The sequence below is a fragment of the Chryseobacterium sp. KLBC 52 genome (assembly GCF_003347605.1).
GTDB lineage: Bacteria > Bacteroidota > Bacteroidia > Flavobacteriales > Weeksellaceae > Chryseobacterium.
The window spans coordinates 41,723-59,895 of sequence record NZ_QDFZ01000011.1 but is presented as its reverse complement, the minus strand read 5'-3'; the positions used below and the strand labels follow the sequence as shown (position 1 = coordinate 59,895).

Sequence of the window (18,173 nt, the reverse complement as noted above, 5' to 3'; positions counted from 1 at the left end):
TCAATGCCTCTAAATTAAGAAAAACAATGAACTTTTTGAATACGTTTTAAAGTTTTTGCAATGATTTTGATAAAGTTTAAGCCTTTAAAGTAACTAAGAAATTAAACCAAAACTCCGTTTTTGGAAGAGATAGGATCAGGAAGCTCTGTTTCTCCGCTCATCTGAAGAAGATCTATTTCAATCGTTCTGCAGATCGAAAGCATCGGAACGTCAAACATTAATCCTGCAAAAGGATTTTCAGAATAATCTCCTACCAGTTCCATAATGATATAAATCCATCCGATGATGATGCAGAAAGGAATGGAAGTCCAGATTCCCCAATCACCAAGCTTTGCAAACTCATTCACTAATCCTAATGGAAGCAGCATAATAAAGAGAATATTGAAAACAAAGGCTGTGCTGGCAAACTGTCTTGGAGAAGGAAACTTTTTGATTCTTTCTGCCTGTCCCTGAAAATTGTAGAATTCATTCAGGCTGTTTTGAAGCTGGGTCTGGTTGAATTCTGTAATGGCGTTCATGTTTTTCAGCTCATTGATATCTTTTGCCTGTTGGGCAACCAGATAGGTAGCAAAGTTTTTATAATCGTTTTTAAGCTCATATTCTTCTTCAGAAAGATATTTGTGAAGGAAAATAGGAGCTCTTCCATAATCCGGAAAACCTGCCTTGATCAATCTGTTTCTTCTCAGGTTGATATTCCCGAATTTGTTATTTTCTGTGCTGATGTGCTCCCATTCTGTAGGCACCAGAAGTTGCTCACGAAAAGTATATAACCATGCAATATGACGATAGACAATCCTTCTTTTGCGGTCTTCAAGATCAAAAACTCCAATTTCTTCATTTTTGGTATCGAAAGCATATACCATAGAAGCGAACGAACGGCTGGAATTCACAATTCCACCCCATATTTTTCTGGCTTCCCAAAGTCTGTCATAGGCCTGGTTGTTTTTAAAACCCACAAGGAATGCTTCTGCTGTACCAATTAATGCAACAGGAACCCATGGAATGGTCATCCAATGCCAGTTAAAGAAATAAAATAAAACAGCAATCAATGTACACCAGATAGAGATAAGGATGAGATGTACACCGGCAAGATTGAGAACCTGTTTATAATTGACGTATTTGGTTGTGATCATAAAGATGGATGTGTTTTGCGTATAGAGACAAAATAAATACCAAACTGGGATTAATAGTATTTCGTAGTACCTCTCAGATAATGGATAATTGTGTTTTGTTGGTTGATAATCGACTAGAATTGAGATTGATAATCTTAAATAAAAGTAGTGAAAAAAATGCATAAAAAAACCTCTAAATATTTTTAGAGGTTTTAAGTTTATATGAAATTAATATTTCAGCATTTCTTCGATCTTATTGCTGAGCTTCTCAGCATTGGGAAGCATTTCTTTTTCCAGAACCAGATTGATCGGAACGGCAGGTACATCCAGTGATCCCATCGTTTCTACCGGAGCATCAAGATACTTGAAGCAGTTCTTGGAGATACGGTGTGCAAATGCTTCTGCAAAAGAGTTGTTGAGCTGCTCTTCTGTAAGAACGATACACTTTCCATGCGCTTTTACTCTTTCAAAAACAAGTTCTTCATCCAGAGGGATAAGTGTTCTTAAGTCGATCACTTCAACTCTTCCGTTGAAATTCTTGGCTGCTTCTTTAGCCCAATAAACTCCCATACCATAAGTTACCACCAATAAAGTTCTGCCTTTTTCAGTTTCCGCTTTATCAGCTTCAATGATTACCTTACCTTTTCCGAATGGAAGAACATAGTCTTCAGCAGGTTCTATCGTTTTAGCATCTTCAGTTCCCGGAACTTTACTCCAGTATAATCCTTTATGCTCCAGCATTACAACTGGGTTTGGATCATAATAAGCAGCTTTTAATAACCCTTTAAAATCGGCAGCGTTACTTGGATATGCTATTTTTATTCCTTTGATATTGGCTAAGATGCTTTCAACACTTCCACTGTGGTAAGGACCACCACCTCCATAGGCTCCGATAGGGACACGGATGATGTTGCTTACAGGGAATTTTCCACCACTTAAATAACTGGATTTTGAAATTTCCGTAATTAACTGGTTGATTCCCGGATAAATATAATCTGCAAACTGAACCTCAACAATTGGCTTTAGTCCAACAGCACTCATTCCCGCTGTAGACCCAATGATATAAGCCTCCTGAATGGCGGTATTGAAAACTCTTTTACTTCCGAATTTTTTTCCTAATGTTACCGTTTCACGGAAAACTCCACCAATTCTTTCTCCTACATCCTGTCCGTAAAGAAGAGCTTCCGGATGTTTCCACATCAATTCCTGTATTGCGTGGATGGCAGCATCTACCATTACAATTTTTTCTCCGTTGGCAGGTTCACGTGTTCCTGTTTCCTCTGTAATGGGAGTAGGAGCGAAAACGTGCTGCATTACGGTTTCGGGCTTTGGATCTTCTGCATTTTTAGCCTTTTCGAAAGCTTCTTCTGCTTCAAGACGTGCCTTTTTAGTGATTTGCTTTAAAAGATCTTCGTCTACACCTGTTTCCAGTAAATATTTTCTAAGGATTTCTCCCGGATCTTTAGCTCTGTGTTTTGTTAAATCTTCTTCATCTCTATAGAACTCTCTTCTTACTCCTGAAGTGTGATGTCCAATTAATACCGTTTTTGCACATACAACCAACGGTTTTCTTTCTGTTCTTACAAAGTCTACGGCTTTTTTCATGGCTTCAAAGCTTTCCACGAAATCAGTTCCGTCTACTCTCATTCTGCTCAACCCGGTAAATCCGGCTACGAAATCATAAGCGTCACAGGTTCTTGCTTCGTCTTTTGTTACAGAAATTCCCCATTCGTTATCCTGAACCAGGAAAATAATAGGAAGCTGGTGTAAAGCAGCAAACTGTAAAGCTTCACTCACTTCACCTTCAGTAACAGAATTATCTCCAAGGCTACAAACCACAACAGGGTTGTTTTCAAATTGCTGAAGGTTGAAATCCTGAATGTATTTTATTCCCTGTGCCACTCCTGTCGTAGGAATAGTCTGCATTCCTGTCGCAGAACTCTGGTGAACAATTTTGGGTTTGTTTTCATCCCTGCTTGAAGGGTGTGAGTAATAAGATCTTCCGCCTGAAAAAGGATCATCAGCTTTAGCCAGTAATTGAAGCATCAATTGGTACGGTTCAAAACCTATTCCTAAAAGAATACTTTCGTCTCTGTAATAAGGAGAAACCCAGTCTTCCTTCTTTAGCTGATAGGCTGTTGCAAGCTGAATAGCTTCGTGACCTCTGGAAGTACTGTGAACGTATTTGCATACATTTCTGTTTTCTTCGTAAATGTCAGCCATGGCTTTGGCCAGCATCATATGATTATACGCTTTGAGTAATATATCCTGAGAAACTTTTTCGTGAAGTGCATTTTCCATAGGAAGCAAATATACACAAAAAAACAAAATACTAACAACTGTTAGTATTTTGTGAAGAATCTTTCTGTATATAGGTTATTCCTTGATCACTTTTTTAGAAATAACATCTTTGTCTGTTTTTATTTCAATGATGTAAATTCCCTTGGTGTAAGTGGATAAATCTATTGGTTCTTTGTCATTGTTAATGATTCCGGTCTGTAATTTTTTACCGGAAAGATCATAGATCGTAAAGGTAGACTTTCTAGGCGCTTTTAGTATATTGGTAAAGTCTTTTACAACAGTTGGAGCTACGGTTACAGCATCCGCTGCAGATCCTGTTCCTTTAACACCCAGTACTTCAGTAAATCCTGTTACGAGCACGGAGTAGTTTTGAGGAGAAGTAACACTCGGAGAAGCGTTATTTTTTAATGTTCCTTTATGAGAAATTTCAATTCTATAAACAGCTCCTGGTGTCGGGTTATCAATAACTACCTGTTCTACATTGTCTACGGTGTTGTCTCCTTTTGTAGCAGGACTCATTGGATCTAGTGCATTTAATTTCCAGGGCTGATAAATGATGCCGGTCCCGGTATCTATAATTCGTACATCTAAATCGTTTATCAATCTGGAAGTTCTGTTATTATAGGCTTCTGTCCATGTTATGCTTGAGGGGACCACATATTCCGGGTCAACCCAGGATAAGGTTACTTTTAAGGGCTCAGATCCGGATGCTTTTACTGTTTGGGTATTAACAGACCCGTTATTTAAGGTTTCATCATTAAATAGTACGGTATTATTGAATTTTCCTACAAGAAGTTCAGCTCCTTTTTTTGCATTGATGTATCCCCAGCCATTCCATGGATCTGGACCGACAGTTCCTGCTTCAGATGCGGAATGGACCATTAATGTTTTGGCTGATGCTGCGTTAAGTTCAAGAGCAGGAAAAAGCTGCTTATAAATCTGCATCCATACTCCTATGATTCCTGTAACAATAGGTGCTGAAAAAGAGGTTCCACTGCCTGAGGCGGGTAAACTGCTGCCTGTTGTATTTTCGGCTGTGGATGCATATACTACATTCGTTCCTGTAGTGATGATATCCGGTTTTATGGCACCATCATCTCTTGGGCCGGCGCTGCTGTAGCTTGATCTTATCACATCAGAAGGGGAAGAGTATCTTTTATCACTGGCAGTCAGAATATCAGAAGCACCCACTACGATAATATTTTTTGCCAAAGAGCCAGTGCTGATACAGTCATATCCTAAAGCACAATTGTTTTGTGGTACTGTGTCTGTACTGGCAAATTGTACATAGCTTCCCGCACTGCTTATATAATACTTAGGAAAGATGCTTCCCGCGGGTCCCATTCCATATGAATTTCCGGCTGATTTAACGATAACATAGGTAGGATTATTATACACGATATTGTCGTAAGTCTGATCACTGGTAAGATAGGTTCCCTGTAGATCCATGCTGGTTCCGGGACTTGTAAATTGCCCTTTCCATATCCAAGAAAATCCTGACATATCCCAACCGAGGTTAGTGCCATATGAATGATTGGATATTTTGGGCTGTGCCAGAACTATTTTTTCGAACAATGTACTGGGAGCAGAAGCTCCGGCTAATGTTGTAGTGGCAAATGCGTAATTGTCAAAAGTTGAATTTTGTGCTATTCCTCTGAAATTCGTAACCCGGGTTGTGCCATTGGAAAAGGTATAAGTGTAAGGATAGTCTTTGGCTCCTATAAATCCGGTAACACCGGTGGAGTGCGAACTGTAGTTCATGGTGCTGGCTTCTTTATTGTTTATCCTGCCAGGGGCATTATTGAATAACATATGTCCTTCAAATGCTCTTCCGCCGTCGAAGATGGTGTATTTAATATTTTCGCCGTTAAATGAACCTGTTAGTCCTGTGATGTTGCCATCCTGTAAAAAGTCTGCATTGGAGTTTTTTATCTGATCCAGATCATGAGATTGATAGAAATACGGTTTTCCATCCGGATCAAATCCTGCCAGGTTTTTTCGCTGTTCCTCAAGTTCGTTAAGAGGCTCGGGGTTTTTACCAGCCGCCAGGTATTTTGAGAGATAAAGATCAAATTTTTTGTTGTTTTCTATTCTTTGACGTTCTAAATCTCTTTTTAAAATTTCATTACTGTTTTGAGCATTTATGACAATAGTTGTCAGCATGCTGATCGAAATAAAGATTTTTTTCATTGTGATGTTTTTTTAGGTTTTGTTTTAATAAATATATAAACAAAATGCTTTTATTTTTAATTATAGTCATTTAAAGTGCTTTTTTATTAATGTTTTTAATTTTTTTTGTCTTGCTTTATGAATAATTTGATACTCCTGTTTATGGTTGTAGTTTTTATTTTATGTCATTTACAGGTAGAATGTCACTATTTTGTGAAAAAATAGCTGAAAAAAATCTCGACCCAGCCACCTGTCCCATCAAAGTTTTAATTTTTTCTTGGAAGAGTGTTTGATTAGAAAAGTAAAATCCTGATGCAGTAAATGAAATGAAGACCTTATAATTAAAAAAAGCCGGATATTTATATAGTAAAACAAGAGTGCTGATTAGAAAAAAATGAAGTAACTTTACATTCTCTTTTTATAAAAAAGTTAGAACATTATATGTATTTAATTTTTGACACAGAAACAACCGGTTTACCAAAAAATTTCAACGCCCCGCTTTCAGACTCGGATAACTGGCCAAGAATGGTTCAGATTGCATGGCAGGTGCACGATGATGATGGGAACCTGATTGAAAACCAGGATTATATCATAAAACCTGAAGGGTATGATATTCCCTTTAATGCAGCACGTATTCACGGAATTACAACCAAAATTGCCAATGAGGAAGGACGGGATCTGCAGGAGATTCTTGAAGAGTTTTCTAAAGTCCTGGAAAGGGTAAGAGTGGTTTCCGGACATAATGTAGAATTCGACTATAATATTGTTGGAGCAGAATTTTACAGAAAAAATATGAAGGATAACCTTCAGGAAAAGCCCAAAGCAGATACCATGATTTTGGGAACGGATTTCTGCCAGCTTGGAGGAGGACGTGGAGGAAGATTCAAACCTCCGAAGCTTGAAGAACTTTATGAAAAACTTTATGGGAATAAATTTGATGAAGCCCATAATGCCGCTGCGGACGTAAATGCTACTGCCAGAGCTTTCTTTGAAATGGTAAGAATTGGAGTAGTACCCGCAGATACCTTAAAGATTTCGGAAGATCAGCTCGCCTATTTCAGAAGTCTTTATCCGGATCCCATTAAGCCTTTCAATATTGTTATCAGAAGGCAGGTTGCTGATTTTCATAATAAGAAAAAGCAGCAGGATTTCGGAAGCATAGATGAAATTGATTTAGGTAAATATTTCAATTTTGACAATCACAGTGTTTTCTCTACACTTACCGCTACTTCAAGCATCAATGACTTGATTAAAAAAGCTTCCGATGAAAACTTCCCGGCTGTCGGTATGGTGGATCTCGGGAATATGATGGGAGCTTTCAAGTTCGTTTCAGCAGTGGAGGGTGCTAATGGTGACAGAGCAAAAAAGCATAAAGAATACCTGGCAAAAAAACAGGAGGCAGAAGAAAACGGAACAGAATTTACTGAAGCTGAGCCTGTTTCCGAGCCGCTTATCCCAGTGGTAGGCTGCGAATTTTATATTTCAGAACGTTATGAACAAAAGCAGTTTACAAAAGATGATCCGGACAGGAGAACGCAGGTAGTACTTTTGGCGAAAGACTTTAATGGATATAAAAATCTGGCAAAACTCTCCAGTATCGGATTTCTGAAAGGATTCTATTTTGGAGTTCCAAGGGTGAGCAGAGAATTGATCGCCCAGTATAAAGAAGGGGTCATTGCTTTGACTTCCGGAATTATGGGAGATATACCTGATGCGATCTTGAATACCGGTGAACAGAAAGGGGAAGAACTTTTCAAATGGTGGAAAGATACCTTTGAAGATGATTTTTATGTGCAGATTCAGAATCATAAACTGCCTGAAGAAGAGCATTTGAATGAAGTGCTGTTGTATCTGGCTGATAAATATGATGTTAAAATTCTGGCTCAGAATGAGACTTTTTACACCAATAAGGATGATTCTAATATTCAGGATATTGTAAGCTGTATCAAAGATGGTGAAAAGCTGACAACACCTGTTGGAAAAGGTTTTGGTAAAAGAAGAGGGTTGGCTACAGGTGAATATTATATCAAAAATTCTGATGAAATAAAAGAAGCCTTTTTAGCTTATCCTGATGCTTTTGATGCCTATGAAGAATTTACGGCTAAATTTAAACCTTATACCTTAAAAAGAGACGTACTCCTTCCCAAGTTTGATATTCCGGAAGAGTTTATTCACGCTGAAGATGAGGTAGACGGAGGAAAAAGAGGGGAGATGGCTTATCTTACCTATCTTACTTATGAAGGAGCTAAGAAAAGATATGCAGAAACAGGGATAACGGACGATATTAAAGAACGTCTTGACTTTGAGCTTGAAGTAATTGCCAATACCGGTTACCCGGGTTACTTCCTTATTGTACAGGATTTCTGTAACGAAGCCCGTAATATGGGAGTTTGGGTAGGTCCGGGAAGGGGCTCGGCCGCAGGATCTGCTGTTGCTTATTGTATCGGAATTACCAATGTAGACCCGATTAAATACGATCTCCTTTTTGAGAGATTCCTGAATCCGGAAAGGATTTCCATGCCCGATATTGATATTGACTTTGATGATGAAGGAAGAGATAAGATTATCAAATGGGTCGTTGAAAAATACGGTAAAACTCAGGTAGCACAGATTATTACTTACTCGGTGTTGGGTGGAAAATCTGCTATTAAAGATGCCGGAAGGGTTCTTGATGTTCCTATTCCTGATACGAACAATATTGCTAAGCTGATTCCTCCAAGTCCGGGAATGAATATCGCAAAAGCTTTAGCAAAATATGATAAATTGAAACCGGAAGAACAGATGCTCGTTGATGAAATGAGATATGTTCTCGACAGTCCTGATGATGCACGACATGGAGTGCTGGCTAGTGCGAAAAAGATGGAGGGCTGTATCAGAAATACCGGAATTCATGCCTGTGGGGTTATTATTACACCGGAAGATGTGAGTAATCTGGTTCCGGTGACCATCGCAGCAAAAGATGCTGATATCCTGGTGTCACAGTTTGATAACTCCGTTGCGGAAAGTGCAGGACTTCTGAAAATGGACTTCCTTGGCCTGAGAACGCTTACCATCATTAAGGATGCATTAAAGCTGGTGAAAGCAAGGTATAATGTAGATATCGATCCGGATCTCATTCCGCTTGATGATGCTAAAACCTATCAGCTGTTTAAAGAAGGAAGAACGGTGGGGATTTTCCAGTATGAAAGTCCCGGAATGCAAAAATACATGAGGGAGCTTAAACCAACGGTTTTTGCCGATCTTATTGCCATGAACGCATTGTACCGTCCGGGTCCCATTAAATACATTCCAAACTTCATCAACAGAAAGCACGGAATTGAAGAAATTGTCTACGACTTACCGGAAACAGAAGAATATTTAAAGGAAACATACGGGATTACCGTTTATCAGGAGCAGGTAATGCTTTTGTCCCAGAAACTGGCCAACTTTACCAAAGGTGAAGCCGATACTTTGAGAAAAGCGATGGGTAAAAAGCAGATCGATGTTCTGAATAAAATGTATCCGAAATTCATTGAAGGAGGTAGAAAAAATAACCTGAATGAAGAGAGGTTAGAGAAAATATGGAATGACTGGAAAGCCTTTGCGGAATATGCTTTTAACAAATCTCACTCAACGTGTTATGCATTCATTGCTTATCAGACTGCCTTTTTAAAAGCCAATTACCCGGCAGAATATATGGCGAGTGTAATGAGTAATAACATTAACAATACGGATTCGATTACCATGTTCATGGAAGATTGTAAAAGTATGGGGGTTGATGTATTAGGACCGGATGTGAATGAATCTCAATACAAATTCTCCGTAAATGAAAAGGGACAGATCCGTTTCGGATTGGGAGCAATCAAGGGAATTGGGGAAGGACCGAGTGAAGGGATTACCAGAGAAAGAGAAAACGGAAGATTTAAAAACATTTATGATTTCTTTGAAAGAATAATGCCTTCTCAGATGAACAAAAGGGTAGCGGAAAGTTTAGTGCTTGCCGGTGCTTTTGATGAACTGGATACTTTCCATAGAGGTCAGTATTTTGATATTGATATGGCGGGAAAGACAAACCTGGAAAGATTAATCAGGTATGGGCAAAGTTTCCAGGAAAGCAAAAATGAGATGGAACATTCTTTATTTGCAGATTTTGCAGAAGAAGTACAGATTGAACAGCCGAAATTGGCACCTTGTCCGGAATGGCCCAATATGCACAAGCTTAATAAAGAAAAAGAGATCATTGGTTTCTATCTTTCTGCGCATCCTCTGGATGAATTTAAATACCAGTTCCAGTTTATGCAGGGACAGCTTTCTAAGAAATCTGTTCTTGAGAAAAATGATGAAGCTAAAGTGGTTACAGATGAAGCACCTGTTTTGGAACAGGATGCTCAGGACGATGCTGTAGATCTTACGGAAATTGTCTCAGATGATGTAGTGGCAGGTGAAGAGGAAGTAGTGGAAGAGGTGACTAAAAAAGCAGAGCCAAAAGGAAATTTCCTATTCCTGAATCTGGATGAGGTAGATGCGTACAAAGAGCAGGCTTTCTCCAATAAACAGGAAGAGTTATTTGAAGAAAAAAAGAAAGACTGGAAAACGCTTCAGAAAGAAAGAGAAAATGGCGGAGGCGGAAAAGAATATACGGTAGCTGGTCTTATTACTGAATATAGAGTTCAGGATGGTTTCAGAAGTGGAGAGAAAGTAGCTTTTGTTACGTTGGAAGATTATTCCGGGTCATACTCATTCAGATTGGGAGACAGGGATTATATGAGGCTGAAAGAGAAACTGGAAGTGCAGAGGTTTGTTATTTTTAAAATAAAATTTGCTCAGGTAAAAGATGGAAGAGTCTTCGTGAATGTAAATGATGTTATTGAACTTCAGGAAGCATTTGAACGGTTTGCAAAAAGCATATCTTTAGTAATGGATGTGATGGATGTAAGACCTGAAGATCTTGACTTTTTCAGAACGGTTCTCGATAGAAACAAAGGAAATCAAAAATTGAAATTCTTTATCAAAAACCTGGAGGATGACTCCCATATTGAAGTGCAGTCTATGAAGCATTCAGTAGATCTCAACGGAGATCTGATTAAAGAAATTCAACTTCTCAATAAATATGAGTTTTATTTAAATTAGAAAACTATATTATAAACTAAAGAGTGGCTCGAGCCACTCTTTTTTTTGTTTATATATGTTCAATATTAAAGAAAAATTTTAAATGGTTTTTATGTTAAATAGAAAAATTTTCTGAAGTCTATTTTAATTATGTACTAACTTAATTACCTGTTAATCACTGTTTTGTAATTTTACAATGAATTGTGATATAATTGTTAAAATTAAATAAACGTTTGAATTTGTTGTATTTTAAGAGGGTTTTTAATTGTTTTTATTTAATATTTTATGATATTTTTCAATATTTCATTTAAAATTTAAATTAATATTTATACATTTACCGCCCAAACTATTATTATTACTATTTTATGAAGAAATTACTACTTTCGTGTTTAGCATCCCTGAGTATGGGAGTCTATGCACAAACCAATGTTGCCAACTATACTTTTTCAAAAAGTACTGGGGTAGCTTACACCTCGATTACAGGAGGTACAAAATTATTTCCTACAGGAACGAATACGACTTATGACAATGAGGTATCCGCAGCGATTCCTTTATCTTCTCCCTTTAATTTCGGTGGTGTTGCCATGACGACATGTTATGTGAGTGCCAATGGATTTATAACTTTTGGAGCAGCGCCGTCAGGTACAAACTACACTCCAATGTCATCTTTGGGATCTACAACAGGAGCAATTTCTGCTTTTGGACAGGATGGAGGATTTTTATCAACGGATTCCCCACAGCCGCCAGGTAACCATGAGGTTAGATATGAGGATCTGGGAACCGAATTTGTGGTGCAATGGCAGGATCATGCTAATTACCATAACAGATCTACTGAAAAATTAAATTTTCAGATCAGATTGGTGTATGCTACCGGTGAAATAAAGATTATTTACGGAAACTGTACGGATCCGGGTACCAGTACTTCGGGCAGTACACCACAGGTAGGAATAAGGGGAAACAGTACTACTTATACATCCAATGTAAATTCTCTGATGATCGGAAATGTACCGTCCGGAACTGCCTGCGACTGGTCTAAAGCTGTTACCGGCAGCGGTAATAGCAGTACAATGATTTTCTCCAGTACAACAAATGCAAGTGTTAAAATTCCGGCAGGATTGCAGTATAAATGGACACCAGGTACACAAGCACCGGTAAGGACTTTTGCTGCTGCTACCGGAATCACCAATAACGCTGCTACCGTAAACTGGACGGCTCCAACGGGTGCTACAGCGTACAATGTTCAGTATAGAGAAGTGGGAAACTGTGACTGGACCGACCTCGTTGGTAATCCGGTTTCTGCCGCTACTGCTACTATTACCGGTCTTACTCAGAATACTACGTATCAGGTTCAGGTACAGGCTTTAAATGGTGCGGTACAATCCGTGTATTCTCATATTCCAAATGCAGCCGGATCCGGAAGCGGATATGCGTCTGCAGGATCTTTTTCAACTACACCGAACTGCGCAAGTACAGTAACCGGCCTTTCTTCTGCTGCTCTGACTCCTGAATCTGCAGCGATAAGCTGGACGGCTTCAACAACACCTCCGGGTAATGGATATGAATATTATTATTCTACCAATTCAACTGCTCCGATTTCAACAGTTACTCCTTCGGGTTCTGTAGGTGCAGGGGTAACAACAGCTAACTTATCAGGTTTGACTCCTTCAACTCAGTATTACTATTGGGTGAGAGGAAACTGTAACGGAACAGATAAAGGGGTATGGTCAAGCTCGGCTAACTTTACAACATTAGGTCTTTGTCCTACAGTAACAGCTCCGGCTTCCAGCGCTACAGGAGTAAGTGTAACTCCTACCATTACATGGAATGCCATAAACGGAGCCGCAGGATACAAACTAAAAGTCGGAACCACTTCAGGAGGAAATGATGTTCTAGATATAGATATCGCGGGTGGAGCTAATAATTCTTATGCGATCACTACACCTCTCAACTTTGTTACTACATATTATTATTCTGTTACTGCATATACTGCCAATATTGCAGGTCCTGCGACAGCATGTACAGTAAGGTCATTCCAGACCGTGTGTAGCTCAACTGGCTTACCATATACTTTAGATTTTGAAAGTGTTACTACTCCGGCTTTACCGACTTGTACAACAGTTATTAATAGCGGTTCCGGGAATTTATGGAAAACAGCAACTGCTCCAACAGGATTTACAGGGAAAGTGCTTAATTATTCATACAACAGTAGTAATGCTGCCAATACATGGTTCTTTACCCAAGGTTTAAACCTTACAGCGGGCGTTAGCTATAGAATTAAATATAAATATGCAAACGCAACCGGTACAACACAATATCCTGAAAAAGTAAAAGTAGCGTACGGATCTTCTCCCGCAAGTTCGGCAATGACGAATACCATAGCAGATCATGGTAATATTACCGGTGGAACTGTTACAAATACTTTTACAGACTTTACGCCAAGCGCAACAGGAGTTTATTATATCGGATTCCAGGCATATTCTCTTGCAGATATGAATCAAATCTATGTAGATGATATTAATATAGATGTTACTCCTACCTGTTCAGAGCCATCAGCTGTTACAGTTTCAGCGATTACCACTAATAGCGCAAGTGTTTCATGGACAGCTCCGGCTGCCGCTCCCGGAAGTGGATATGAATACTATTATTCTACAAGCAGTACAGCTCCTACAGCCTCTGCTACGGTTTCGGGATCCAGTACTACAACTTCAGCTCCTTTATCCGGACTTTCTCCTTCTACTACTTATTATTTATGGGTAAGATCGGTATGTAGTGCTTCTGATAAGAGCGCATGGAGTTCTACTGTTGCTATTTTCAATACACTTTGTGGAACGGTTATGGCACCTTTTACTCAAAACTTTGACAATGGAGCAGCACCAAACTGCTGGAACAATGTAAACCCTACAGCAACAGGTACGGATGCAACTCTTTTCTGGAAATTTGCAGGAAGTGCAGATTATGGTGCGAGCCCGGCTAATAACCAAAAAGCGGCAGGTACATATGCGTGGGTAGATGCAAGTTCACCGTATTCAGGTGCGGGTTCAAATACTGTACAATTGGTTACTCCTTCCGTAAATTTAACAGGCTTAACTGCGCCAATTGTTTCTTTTGACTGGTTTAAAAACCATTCTACGTCAAGTGGTACTACAGTTTCCCCTTCTACTTATGATAATAATAAACTTACGGTAGAGGTAAATGATGGAAACGGTTGGGTAGTGATCTTTAGTGATAATACCAACTTAAATCAATGGAGAACAGTTGCTGTTCCTTTAGCAGCTTCTTATATCGGAGCAACTATTCAGGTGAGGTTTACTGTAGATAAAAACGTGAGTGGTAACGGATACTTCTATGATGATGTTCTTTTAGATAACGTTGAAGTAAAACAAAATCCTAACCTGGCAACTGCTGAAACTGCAGTAAAAGAGAATAAGATTAATGTATATCCTAATCCGTTTACTGACAAGCTAACAATTTCTGATGTATCGAAAGTACAATCTGTTTCAATTGTTGATGTTTCCGGAAGATTGATTAAGACCATCGAAAAACCTTCTTCTGAGCTTCAATTGAGAGATCTGAAAGAAGGATTGTATTTAGTAATTCTTAATATGAAAGACGGATCTAAACAAACCGTTAAAGCAATTAAGAAATAAATAGTTTAAAAAAAACAGAAGAAAGAGACTGCTCAATTTGGGCGGTCTCTTTTTTTTAATTCAAATTGTCTTTTGTTGAAAGAAAATTTGAATTTATTGTCATATGATGAAAAAAATATTTTTTTTGTTGCTGATTTTCACTAGATTTGAGTAACTAATATTGATTTATATGAAAAATTTTTTACTCGTTGGTTTCTTGATAACCGGCTTTTTATCCTCTGCGCAGACCTACTGTACACCTGCATTTGCTAGTGGCTGTAGCGGAGGGGATATGATAGATACTTTTGCAATTCCGGGTGCCGGATTTGATCATTCCAATACAGGTTGTTCCGCTAATGCATATGGAGATTATACTTCTATGACGATCAACCTAAGTGCAGGTTTAAATTATGATTTCAGTGTCAAGCATGATTACAGTGATCAGAATGTTCGCATCTGGATAGATTTTAATAACGATGGAACTTTTGATGATGCAGCTCCGGAGCTGGTAGCTTCTGCAAGCAGCACTCCCGTAGGGGCTGACAATATTACCTCAGGACTTATAACAATTCCTTCTACTGTTACTCCTGGTACTTACAGAATGAGAGTGGGAGACAGGTTTTCCGGGGATCCTGTTCCATGTAATACAGATGGGTATGGAGAAGCTCATGATTATACGGTAGTAATTGGGGCTGTTCCAACATGTTTTGCACCATCTGCTTTAACGGTATCTGCTGTTACTGCCAATTCTGCTCAGGTTGGATGGACGGCACCTTCTTCTGCACCGGGAAGCGGCTATGAATATTATTACTCCACTTCCAGTACATATCCTACTGCTACTACAGTGGTTTCCGGGACAAGCAATGCATTAACTGCCAATCTGCCTTCACTGGTACCAGCTACCACTTACCATGTGTGGGTGCGTTCTGTTTGCAGTTCTTCAGATAAGAGTGCATGGTCTCAAATGGCAACATTTATGACATCATGTGTTGCTGTGGGAGTGCCGTATGCATTGGATTTCGAAAGCATAACCCCGCCTGACATGCCAACTTGTACTTCGGTAGTTAATGATGGGGCAGGAAATATTTGGGAAACAGGTGATCTGGATGCTCAGGGATTCACAGGAAATGTTCTTCAGTATTCTTATGATTATGCTGATAATGCTAATACATGGTTTTTCACCAACGGTATTAATCTTACAGCAGGGGTAACCTACAGAATTAAATATAAATATGCAAACGCAGAAGGAACCGTATATGAAGAAAAACTGAAAGTTGCCTATGGAACTTCAGCTACAAGTGCGGGAATGACCAATACATTAGCTGACCATTCGAGTATTGTTGTCAGCACAGCAACAAGTGCCTTTGTGAACTTCACACCAACCACTACAGGTATTTATTATTTTGGATTCCAGGCCTATTCTGATGCTAATATGAATCAATTATATGTTGATGATATTAATATAGATGTCGCTCCGGCTTGTAGCGAACCTAATGCACTGGCTGTCTCCAATATAACAGCTGCAGGGGCTACCGTTTCGTGGGCTGCAGCTACTCCGGTTCCTGCCAACGGATATGATATTTATTACAGTACAACCAATACAGCACCTACAGCAACAAGTACACCTAATTTTACAGGAATTACTGCAACTACTTATAATATTCCTGGTTTAGCTCCTTCTACGATGTATTATGTATGGGTGAGATCTGCATGTAGTGCAACAAGTAAAAGCGCATGGAGTGATCATGTTGCCTTTACAACATTATGTTCAAGTGCAAATCTTCCTTACACCATAGATTTTGAAAACGTTACTGTTCCGGATCTGCCTGGCTGTACAGTGAATGTGAATGCAGGAACAGGAAATGATTGGAAAACAACGGATCCTCCTTCCGATAGCCAGGGATTCACTACCAATGTGTTGAAATACCAGTATAATTCTTCCAATTCCGGTAATGCATGGTTCTTTACCCAAGGGCTGAATTTGACAGCGGGAGTACAATATACCATTAGTTATAAATATGGGAACAACTCGTCAACCTATGTTGAAAAATTGAAAGTTGCGTTTGGAACTTCACCCGAAGCAGCTGCAATGACGGGTTCTATCGCAGATTACCCTTCAATCAATGATGAAATGGCTCATACAGAATCTGTAACATTTACAGTTCCTGCAACCGGAGTGTATTTCTTTGGATTTAATGCGTATTCAGATCCGGACCAGTATAATCTGTATATTGACGATATCAGCATTAACAATGCTAACCTGGCAACCTCTGAAGTGACTGTAGCAAAAAATAATATTCAGGTGTATCCTAATCCATTTACGGATGTATTGAATATCTCTGATGTGAAAAATGTAAAAAATGTATCTGTGACAGATGCTACAGGAAGATTAGTAAAAACAATCGCCAACCCTGAAGCCACGATCCATTTAAGAGATTTAATGCAGGGAGTGTATTTAGTAACACTTGAAATGAAAGATGGATCTAAGCAGACCATCAAAGCCATTAAAAAATAATTCATTCATTTAAATAAAAAAGGGAGACGGGTCATTGATGATCCGTCTTTTTTTATCCATATCAATAGAATCTGATTTGAAAAATTTTTAAAAAAGATGAGTGAAATACTTCACTCATCTTTTTATTTTTTCGTATTGTTCTTGTTGATCAGAAATTATTTTCCATACTTACCTCATTACTTATCATTTATTGGGTACAGGCTGTATTTCTCCTTTATTCATAAGGTCAAAAACAGTGGGGAAGAACATTGCTAATATAAAGTAGATGATGATCATCAGCACTATAAGCGCAAAAAGAATAATCACTAAGCTATTCGGTCTGTTTTTCTTTTTTGGTTCCATGATTTTGTGGTATTTGGTGAATAAATTTTATTTATACCAAATATTAAGCTAATTTCTTGCCACATTTCTTACAGTACCTTGCATCATCGTCAATATCATCGTTTCCGCAGCGTTCACATACCAGTTCAAGGTTTTGTCTTTTGTTTCTCATTTCTGCTGTTACAATACCGGTAGGAACTGCGATGATGGAGTAACCGGCAAGCATCAGAACAACAGCGAAAAACTTCCCTAAAGGTGTAATAGGCGACACATCACCATAGCCCACTGTGGTTACGGTAACAACCGCCCAGTATATTGATTGTGGTATGGTTTCAAAGCCTTGTCTTCCGCCTTCCACCATAAACATCAGCGAGCCTACGATAACCGAAAAAATAATCAGAAACAACAGGAAGATGTAAATTTTTCTTGAACTGTTTTTTAAAGCCCTTACAATTAAATATCCATCGTTCATAAAATCCAGTAAATTGAAAATCCTGAAAATTCTCAGCATTCTCAGCATCCTGAAAATCAGAAAATACTTGGTAATGGGAAAGAAAAAACTAAGGAAGAAAGGAACAAGAGCCAGAAAATCAATAATTCCGAAAAAACTGAATATATAATTCCGTTTATTTTTTACCACAGCAATCCGCATCGAATATTCCACGGTAAAAAAAATAGAGATAATCCATTCAAGAATCAGAAAGGTATAATGGAATCTTTTATCAAGCTTAGGTACACTTTCCATCATAATAATTGCAGTACTGGCAAGAATTAAAGACAATAATATAATATCGAAGAGTTTTCCAAGCTTCGTATCGGAGCGATAAATTATCCGGTAAAGGAATCTTTTCCAAAGCGTGTCCTCGGGAATCAGATTATGTTCTCTTTCCATTTATATAGGTTATTTCACAGCGAAGTTAATAATTTCCATAAAGTATACAGTAAATATATGATTGTTAAAAGAATCCTGCAAATGTTAATGGAAAAAGTATCATGTAAAAGTGAATTATTTTGTATTAATTTAATGATTTACAATATGTT

At 38.5% G+C, this 18,173-nt stretch carries 8 protein-coding genes; 3 read left to right on the top strand and 5 right to left on the bottom strand.

Translation table 11 applies throughout. From position 1 onward, the window contains the following. Nucleotides 1-101: 101 nt before the first annotated feature. From DDF69_RS13055 to DDF69_RS13045, 3 genes are all read right to left on the bottom strand, one after another. Entirely contained in the window at nucleotides 102-1,133 is a 1,032-nt protein-coding gene (locus DDF69_RS13055; protein ID WP_114821171.1) for a bestrophin family protein, read from the bottom strand. Between the two features lie 207 nt (nucleotides 1,134-1,340). Next, complete coding sequence (locus tag DDF69_RS13050) at nucleotides 1,341-3,413, bottom strand: thiamine pyrophosphate-dependent enzyme (RefSeq protein ID WP_114821170.1); 2,073 nt, start codon at nucleotides 3,411-3,413, stop codon at nucleotides 1,341-1,343. Nucleotides 3,414-3,488: 75 nt separating this feature from the next. After that, complete coding sequence (locus DDF69_RS13045) at nucleotides 3,489-5,603, bottom strand: S8 family peptidase (RefSeq protein ID WP_114821169.1); 2,115 nt, start codon at nucleotides 5,601-5,603, stop codon at nucleotides 3,489-3,491. Nucleotides 5,604-6,023: 420 nt separating this feature from the next. Between DDF69_RS13045 and dnaE the strand changes: the two genes are divergently transcribed. The 3 genes from dnaE to DDF69_RS13030 all read left to right on the top strand — a co-directional run bounded on the left by dnaE (nucleotide 6,024) and on the right by DDF69_RS13030 (nucleotide 16,811). Next, on the top strand, nucleotides 6,024-10,691 hold the full coding sequence (dnaE, locus tag DDF69_RS13040) for a DNA polymerase III subunit alpha (RefSeq protein WP_114821168.1): 4,668 nt from the start codon (nucleotides 6,024-6,026) through the stop codon (nucleotides 10,689-10,691). 344 nt (nucleotides 10,692-11,035) lie between these two features. Next, nucleotides 11,036-14,317, top strand: a complete 3,282-nt coding sequence (locus DDF69_RS13035) for a fibronectin type III domain-containing protein (RefSeq protein ID WP_114821167.1) — start codon at nucleotides 11,036-11,038, stop codon at nucleotides 14,315-14,317. Nucleotides 14,318-14,486: 169 nt separating this feature from the next. Continuing rightward, nucleotides 14,487-16,811 (top strand): fibronectin type III domain-containing protein, encoded by a 2,325-nt coding sequence (locus DDF69_RS13030; RefSeq protein ID WP_114821166.1) that lies wholly within the window; start codon nucleotides 14,487-14,489, stop codon nucleotides 16,809-16,811. Between the two features lie 183 nt (nucleotides 16,812-16,994). On the opposite strand, the gene DDF69_RS22080 is transcribed toward DDF69_RS13030, so the two are convergent. Next, a complete protein-coding gene (locus tag DDF69_RS22080) occupies nucleotides 16,995-17,153 on the bottom strand; it encodes a hypothetical protein (RefSeq protein ID WP_156106430.1) in 159 nt (52 codons plus the stop codon). A 43-nt stretch (nucleotides 17,154-17,196) separates the two neighbouring features. Beyond that, complete coding sequence (locus DDF69_RS13025; RefSeq protein ID WP_114821165.1) at nucleotides 17,197-18,024, bottom strand: ion transporter; 828 nt, start codon at nucleotides 18,022-18,024, stop codon at nucleotides 17,197-17,199. Between the last annotated feature and the right edge of the window lie 149 nt (nucleotides 18,025-18,173).